The organism is Ornithinimicrobium sp. (assembly GCF_051004135.1).
In the GTDB taxonomy this organism is placed as follows: Bacteria; Actinomycetota; Actinomycetes; order Actinomycetales; family Dermatophilaceae; genus Ornithinicoccus.
This window is the reverse complement of record NZ_JBPCKQ010000090.1, coordinates 23,919-31,471: the sequence shown is the minus strand read 5'-3', so window position 1 is coordinate 31,471 and position 7,553 is coordinate 23,919. Positions and strand designations below refer to the sequence as shown.

The window sequence follows — 7,553 nt, the reverse complement described above, 5'->3', positions numbered from 1 at the left end:
TCGCGGCCGGCGTCAACTTCATAGACATCTACCAACGCAGCGGGGTCTATCCGATGGACCTGCCGTATGTCGTGGGCTCCGAGGCGGCCGGGACGGTGCGGGCCCTCGGGGACGGGGTCGAGGAGCTCTCGGTCGGCGACCGGGTGGCCTGGGCGATGGTGCCGGGCACCGGCGCCGCCGAGCAGGCCGTAGTCCCGGTCGCCAAGGCGGTGCGGGTGCCCGACGACGTAGAGCTCGAGGCGGCGGCGGCCGTGCTGCTGCAGGGGATGACCGCGCACTACCTGGTCCGCTCGACGTTCCGCGCACGGCGGGGCCAGACCGCCCTGGTGCACGCTGCCGCCGGTGGTGTCGGCCTGTTGTTGTGCCAGCTGCTGCATACCGCGGGGGTGCGCGTCATCGGCACCGTCTCGACGCAGGAGAAGGCAGCCCTGGCCCGTGAGGCCGGGGCCGCGGAGATCGTCCACTATCGAGACACCGACCTGGTCACCGAGGTGCGCCGGCTCACCGACAGCACCGGGGTCGACGTGGTCTACGACGGGGTCGGCAAGGACACCTTCGCGGCCGGGCTGGAGCTGCTGGCTCCGCGCGGCACGATGGTGCTCTTCGGTGCGGCCAGCGGACCGGTGCCACCGCTGGACCCCCAGGAGCTCAACGCCCGCGGCTCGATCTACCTGACCCGGCCCTCCCTGGCGCACTACCTGCTCGATCGCGGTGAGCTGGAGTGGCGGGCCGGCGAGATCCTGGGCGCCGTTGCCGACGGGAGCCTGCACGTGCGGATCGGTGGTCGCTACTCCCTCGCGGAGCTGGCCCGCGCGCACGAGGACCTAGGAGCCGGGCGCACCAAGGGCAAGTGTCTCGTCGTGCCGTGAGCTCCACCTCCTAGGCCCTCCTGCCGTCGCGCACGCCGTCCGTCAGGAGCCTGGCGCCTCGACTGGGGCAGGAGCTGCGTCGGCTCCTTGCGGGTGAGGTCACCTTGGGGCGGCGCAGAGGTGTCCCACACACGCCAGAGCACCCAACCCCACGCGGTGACCCGCAGCAGGATGGTCACGCTGTAGGCGTCGCCGGGCAGACCGCGGCCGGGGTCGGAGTCGAACCCGATGTGCAGCCAGACCGCCTCGAAGTGCACGATCTCGGCCGCGGCCCAGATCAGGTGGTCCCGCCAGGGCAGGGCCGACAGGGCGAGCAACGGCAGCAGCCACAGCCCGGTCTGGACCGACACCGACTGGGCGGTGAGCATGACGACCAAGGTCATCGGCGCGGCGACCGCGACGAGATCACCGGTGCCCCGGCCGGGCCGGGTCAGCAGCCACCCCAGCAGGGCGGCAAGCGCCCAGCCACCGAGGGCGATCCAGGTGGTCGCCGCCGCGATGAGACCTCTGCCCAGCAGCTGAGGCACCAGGGTGAGCGCACCGTAGCCGGCGCCCGAGTCGACCCACGCCCGGGGTGCCGCAAGCACGCCGTCGGGCACCACGAGCACGAACGGCAGGTAGACCACGACACCGGCCACAAGCGCCGCGACGACGGTGCGAGCCGCCTCCGGCAGTCGGTCCTGCCGCCGAGCGACCAGGGCGATCGCGACGAGGAAGACCAAGGGGTAGGGGCGCAGCAGGAAGGCCAGGCCGAGGAGCACGCCGGCGGTGGCCGGGTGGCGCCGCTCCCAGGCCAGCACGGCATACAGCACCAGCACGACGCCGAGCAGGTCGGTGGAGATCAGGGCGAGCACTGCAACGACCGGGCTGGCCGCCAGGTGCGCCGCCTGCCAGGGCCGGGTCGGGCGCAGGGCGACGACGGCGAGCACGCCAGCGGCGAGCAGCAGCACCGCGAGGACCGCCCAGATGCCGAAGACCCACTGCTGCGCGGCCACGTCACCACCCGACCGCGGGGAGACCAGCGCGATCACCCACATCGCGAGCCCGGACAGCAACGGCTGGTCGCTCGGGTCGTCGCCGAGGTAGGGCAGCGAGCGGTTGGCCAGGTCGCTGCTGACGTTGACCACGGTGATGTCGGAGTAGCAGGCTCGCCAGAACTGGTCGGGGGAGTACCACCCCTTGAGGACACAGTGCCCCTTCTGCACGACGCCCAGCGCGATCGCGGCGGCCCCGAGACAGGTGACGGCGGCAGTGACACCGGCCAGCCCGCGACCGCCGATGACGGCGTACCGGCCCACCGGCCCACCGAGCACGGCGCTCGCCTTGGCCACGACCGGATCCGTGCGGGAGGGCACGTCGTAGGCGTCACCGACACCACGGTTCCGTCGAGCGGGCCGGCGCTGCACGTCCTCCCGGGAGCCCTCGGACGGGGAGGTCACCGGGGCCTAGGGCGCGGGGGTGGTGGGCGAGCTGCCGCCGTTGCTGCCACCGCCACCGCCGTTCCCGGGGTTGGTGGTGGGCGAGCTGCCGCCATTGCTGCCACCGCCGTTCCCGGGGTTGGTGGTGGGCGAGCTGCCGCCGCCGCCACCGCCGCCGCCGGGGTTCGTGGTCGGGGACGGGGTGGGCTGCGTCGTGGTGGGTGCGGGTTCGGTCGTAGTGGGTGCGGGTTCGGTCGTGGTGGGCTCCGGCTGCGTGGTGGTCTCGGTGACGGTCTCCGTCTGGGTCTGCGTGGTGGTCGTCGGTGCGGGCTCCGAGGTGGTGGTCGTGGGCTCCTCGGTCGTCGGCTCAGGCTCCTCGAAGGTCTGGACGAGGTCGTCGTTGACGCCCACCCGCTCCGGGAACTCGATCACCTCCTCGCCCTCGAGGGCCAGCCGCATGAACTCACCCCAGATCTGTACGGGGAACGAGCCACCGGTGATCTGGTCGACGCCGGCAATGTCCTGCATCGGCTCGGTGCCGTCTCCCTGGAACATCAGCACGGCTGCGGACAGCTGAGGAGTGAACCCGTCGAACCACGCCGACAGGTTGCGTTCGCTGGTCCCGGACTTGCCGGCGGCCGGTCGGCCGAGGTCGCCGGCACCCTGGCCGGTGCCCTCCTCGACCACCCGGCTCATGGCGTCCGTGACGTCGGCGGTGATGTCCGGATCGAACACCTGCTCGGTCTCCGGCTCCGCGGTGTAGGAGTAGACACCGTTGAGGCTGTTGACCTCGACCACGATGTAGGGCTGCGCCAGCTCGCCCTCGGCGGCGACGGCCGCCCACGCATTGGTCATCTGGACCATGGTGGGGGAGGCCGTGCCCAGCACGTTGGACAGATCGGCGGACAACCCGGGGGTGTCCTCGGGCAGGCCGAGGGACACAGCGACGTCGCGGGTGTTCTCGGGGCCGATCTGCTGGTTGAGCTGCACGAAGACGGTGTTGACCGAGTTGGCCACGGCCGTGGCGAGGGTGATCTCACCGTACTGCTCGTCGTCGAAGTTGTTGACCTCGTAGGGCTCACTCTGGCCCTCGATGTCGAACTCCATCGGACTGGGTCCGGCGAAGGTCGCCTGGGTGCTCACGTCGCCCTGCAGCGCGGCGATGAGCGCGAAGACCTTGAACAGCGAGCCGGCCTGCAGCTCGGCGTCGGTGGTGATGTTGAGCTGCTCCTCTTGGTAGTCCGCGCCGCCGTACATCGCGGTGATCGCCCCGTCGCCCGGCTGCACCGCTACCAGCCCGACCTTGAGCTCGGCGGCGTCCGGCGTGTCCGGGCTCATCTGCGTCACGGCCTGCTCCGCGGCGTCCTGGTGCTGCTGCACGATCGTGGAGGTGATCCGCAGGCCTCCCCGGTCGATGTCCTCCTCGGCGATGTCGAGCTCTCGCACGAGCTCGTCGCGCACCGTCTGGGCGATGTAACCCTGGGTGCCCCGGGTGGCCGTGGAGGGCTGGGGCGGGTCGATCTCGGGGAAGGTCGCGGTCTCGGCCTCCCCCTCCGAGAGCCACCCCTGCTCCACCATGCCGTTGACGACGTAGTCGAACCGCTCTTGGGCGCGCTCCTGGTTGCCCTCCTCCGCGGCCGGGTCGTACAGCGCCGGTGCGTTGGTGACAGCGGCGAGGAAGGCGCCCTCGGCTACGCTCACCTCCCCGACGTCCTTGGCGAAGTATGCCTGCGAGGCCGTCTGGATGCCGTAGGCGCCGCGCCCGTAGTAGATGGTGTTGAGGTAGTTCTCCAGGATCTCGTCCTTGGACATCTCGCTGTCGATCTTGACGGCGATCAGCACCTCCTGGGCCTTCCGGCGGTAGGACTGCTCGGAGGTCGGGTAGTAGTTCTTGAAGTACTGCTGGGTGCTGGTCGATCCGCCCTGTGTGCTGTCCGAGGTCAGGTTGCGCCACGCGGCCCGGATGGTGCCGGTGACCGAGACCCCCTCGTTGTCGTAGAACGAGCGGTCCTCGGCCGAGAGCATCGCGTCGCGGACGTGCTCGGGCACCTCACCGAGCGGCACTGACTCCCGGTCGGTGCCTCCGGTGAAGCGCGCGAGCTCGGTCTGACCGTCCGCGTAGTACAGGATCGAGCTCTGCGACTCGGCGAACTCGTTGGGGCCGGGCACGTCGGTGTTGGCGTAGGCCACGGCCAGCCCGCCCATGCCCAGCAGCAGCCCGGCCAGGATCAGCCCGAGCAGGGCCAGCAGGATGCGTTGCCAGCGCGGCCGAGCGCGCCAACGGCCGCGTCGGGGGCGGCCGGTTCCCTTCGAGGAGTCGGGGGCGGGGGGCGAGTCGGGGCTCCGGCTCACGCGTCCTCCAAGGTTCGACAGGCTGAGGTCATGCCCGCATTGTGCCCTCCAGCCCTGGAGTTCTGGGCACAGCGCAGGTCGGCGGACCCACCTCAGGTGAGAGGTCACTGCCGCTGATGCTACCCAGTGATGCATCTATGCGATATATTCGGGTCGTTGTCAGTAGCGATTTGCCGAGAGGAGGCCCGATGAGTCGACGTACCGAGATGCTGGAGCTGGCCATCCTCGGCCTGCTGCAAGAGGCCCCGCTACACGGCTACGAGCTGCGCAAGCGAGTCCACCGGGTCCTGGGCACTGTTCGGGCCCTGTCCTACGGCACGCTCTACCCGCGCCTGCGCGAGATGGTCGTACGGGGGCACCTCGTGGAGGCAGAGCGACCCGCCACCGGGCGGCGCGCCCGGATCAGCTATGCGCTGACCGCGGCCGGACAGCAACGGTTCACCGAGCTGCTCTCCAGCGCGGGCCCCAGCGCCTGGGAGGACGACGCCTTTGCCGTGCACTTCGCGTTCTTCGGGCGCACCGACGCGAGCGTGCGGCTGCGCATCTTGGAGGGCCGGCGCGCCCGGCTGGAGGAACGGTTGGCGCGCATCCGCCACGGCGGTCCCGTGCTGGGCGGGATCACCAAGCACGACACGTACACGACCGAGCTGTACCGGCACGGGGTCGAGTCAGCCGAAGCAGATCTTCGCTGGATCACCCGCATGATCGAGGCCGAGAGATACACGCACGACCGTGCCGCCACCCCCCGCGGCGCTGAGGAGAAGGAGTAAGAGATGGGATCCGTGCGCGTCGCCGTCGCCGGCGTCGGCAACTGCGCCAGCTCGCTGGTGCAGGGAGTCGAGTACTACCGCAATGCCGACCCGGCAGCCCGGGTGCCCGGGCTCATGCACGTCGAGTTCGGCAGCTACCACGTGCGCGACGTGCAGTTCGTCGCGGCGTTCGATGTGGACGCCAAGAAGGTCGGTTTCGACCTGTCCGAGGCCATCGTCGCGAGCGAGAACAACACCATCACGATCGCCGACGTGCCCCCCACCGGGGTGACCGTGCAGCGAGGGCCGACACTGGACGGGATCGGGCGCTACTACCGCGAGACCATCGACGAGTCCGACGCCGACCCCGTCGACGTGGTGCAGGCGCTGCGCGACGCCGAGGTCGACGTGCTCGTGTCCTACCTGCCCGTGGGCTCGGAGGCAGCCGACAAGTTCTACGCCCAGTGCGCGATCGACGCGGGCGTGGCCTTCGTCAACGCGCTGCCGGTCTTCATCGCCTCCGACCCCGAGTGGGCGCAGAAGTTCGCCGAGGCCGGCGTGCCGATCATCGGCGACGACATCAAGAGCCAGGTGGGCGCCACCATCACGCACCGGGTGATGGCCAGGCTGTTCGAGGAGCGCGGCGTGGTGCTGGACCGCACCTACCAGCTCAATATCGGCGGCAACATGGACTTCAAGAACATGCTGGAGCGCGACCGTCTGGAGTCCAAGAAGACGTCCAAGACCCAGGCCGTGACCTCCAACATCGGGCATGACCTCGGCGCCCGCAACGTGCACATCGGGCCCTCGGACTACGTGCAGTGGCTGGATGACCGCAAGTGGGCCTACGTCCGCCTCGAGGGCCGCGCCTTCGGTGACGTCCCGCTCAACATGGAGTACAAGCTCGAGGTCTGGGACTCCCCCAACTCCGCGGGGATCATCATCGACGCGGTGCGCGCCGCCAAGATCGCCAAGGACCGCGGCATCGGAGGGCCGATCTTGTCCGCGTCGTCCTACCTGATGAAGTCACCGCCGCAGCAGCTCCCCGACGACCAGGGCCGAGCCGCTGTGGAGGCGTACATCCGCGGCGAGGACTGAGCGCCGCTCACTGGACCAACAGTGGTATGCCGTCCGCTGCAGGGGAGCTGACGGCATACCTCTGCGGTGCCGCAGCCCTGCTTCAGCCGCGCCCGTGGGCGGCGCGGCTGCGCCGGGTCAGGGAGTCGACGGTGACCGCGAGCAGCAGCACCGCGCCGGTGATCACGGACCGCACCGAGGAGTCGAGGCTCAGCGGCTCAGCCCCGGGTCGATGGACTGGATCACCAGCACGCCGAGCAGAGCTGCCCAGGCCGACCCGCGACCGCGAACAGGCTCGTGCCGCCGATGACCGCGGCCGCGATCGCATTCAGGTTGGTGGGCTCGCCTCCCGAGCTCTGGTTGGCCGCGGCCAGGCGCGCGGCGAGGAACAACCCGCCGACGGCGGCCAGCGTCGAGCAGGCGGCGAAGACGGACAGGTAGACCCGCTTGACATTGATGCCGGCGCGGCGGGCGGCCTCCACGTTGCCACCGATGGCCATCACCGCGCGACCCCACCGGGTCCGGCGCAGCGCCAGGGTGCCACCGCGCAGCAGCACCACCGTCGAGGAGACGGGTGTCAGCCCGGCCCCGCGTGCGCCGCCGATTGTCGGCCATCCGCCCGGCGACGTAGCCGACCGCCGCGAGCACAATCCCGGCGTAGGCCAGCCAGGGCGGCACGAACCAGGCCAGACCGAACCTCACCAGGCCGGACGCGAACGGGATGTTGATCGAGCCCCGATTGCGGTTCCGGAGGCGATCGCGGCCAGCACCGCCAGCCACAGCGGCCACGACTGCTGCACGAACCCCACGGCCAGGACCGAGGCGGCCACCCCGGCCACCGAGCCGAGGGACAGGTCGATCTCACCCAGCAGCAGCACCAGGATCACCCCGAGGGCGATCGTGCCCAAGCCGGCCGACTGTAGCGTCAGGTTGACCAGGTTGCGGCTGGACAGCAACGCCGGGTTCATCAGCTGGAAGACGGTCCAGATGACGACCAGCCCGATGATGACCGGCAGCGAGCCCAGATCTCCTCCTTGGGCGCGCTCCACGAACGCCGAGACGGCGCCCCCGTAGGCCCTCACCCGAGT

General features: G+C 70.5%; 7 protein-coding genes. 3 read left to right on the top strand and 4 right to left on the bottom strand.

The features are described from left to right. The coding region (locus tag ACR2FV_RS05290) for a quinone oxidoreductase family protein (RefSeq protein WP_434014656.1) at positions 1–869 on the top strand (869 nt) is incomplete at its 5' end. Here ACR2FV_RS05290 and ACR2FV_RS05285 read toward each other — a convergent pair. Both ACR2FV_RS05285 and ACR2FV_RS05280 read right to left on the bottom strand, forming a co-directional pair. After that, positions 788–2,308 (bottom strand): hypothetical protein, encoded by a 1,521-nt coding sequence (locus ACR2FV_RS05285; protein WP_434014655.1) that lies wholly within the window; start codon positions 2,306–2,308, stop codon positions 788–790. The two genes, ACR2FV_RS05290 and ACR2FV_RS05285, sit on opposite strands and share 82 nt — an antisense overlap. A gap of 6 nt (positions 2,309–2,314) precedes the next feature. After that, the gene (locus tag ACR2FV_RS05280; protein WP_434014654.1) at positions 2,315–4,639 is read right to left on the bottom strand and encodes a transglycosylase domain-containing protein; all 2,325 of its coding nucleotides are present in this window, start codon (positions 4,637–4,639) and stop codon (positions 2,315–2,317) included. A gap of 188 nt (positions 4,640–4,827) precedes the next feature. Between ACR2FV_RS05280 and ACR2FV_RS05275 the strand changes: the two genes are divergently transcribed. Both ACR2FV_RS05275 and ACR2FV_RS05270 read left to right on the top strand, forming a co-directional pair. Continuing rightward, entirely contained in the window at positions 4,828–5,409 is a 582-nt protein-coding gene (locus tag ACR2FV_RS05275) for a PadR family transcriptional regulator (RefSeq protein ID WP_434014653.1), read from the top strand. A gap of 3 nt (positions 5,410–5,412) precedes the next feature. After that, on the top strand, positions 5,413–6,486 hold the full coding sequence (locus ACR2FV_RS05270; protein WP_434014652.1) for an inositol-3-phosphate synthase: 1,074 nt from the start codon (positions 5,413–5,415) through the stop codon (positions 6,484–6,486). A gap of 221 nt (positions 6,487–6,707) precedes the next feature. Here the strand turns inward: ACR2FV_RS05270 and ACR2FV_RS05265 are convergent, their stop codons facing one another. Continuing rightward, complete coding sequence (locus tag ACR2FV_RS05265; protein WP_434014651.1) at positions 6,708–7,022, bottom strand: ABC transporter permease subunit; 315 nt, start codon at positions 7,020–7,022, stop codon at positions 6,708–6,710. Positions 7,023–7,163: 141 nt separating this feature from the next. After that, the gene (locus tag ACR2FV_RS05260; protein ID WP_434014650.1) at positions 7,164–7,547 is read right to left on the bottom strand and encodes an ABC transporter permease subunit; all 384 of its coding nucleotides are present in this window, start codon (positions 7,545–7,547) and stop codon (positions 7,164–7,166) included. Positions 7,548–7,553 lie beyond the last annotated feature (6 nt).

Coding starts and splice junctions, on each gene's coding strand:
- ACR2FV_RS05275 (WP_434014653.1), top strand. CDS start 4,828: ATGAGTCGACGTACCGAGATGCTGGAGCTGGCCATCCTCGGCCTGCTG.
- ACR2FV_RS05270 (WP_434014652.1), top strand. CDS start 5,413: ATGGGATCCGTGCGCGTCGCCGTCGCCGGCGTCGGCAACTGCGCCAGC.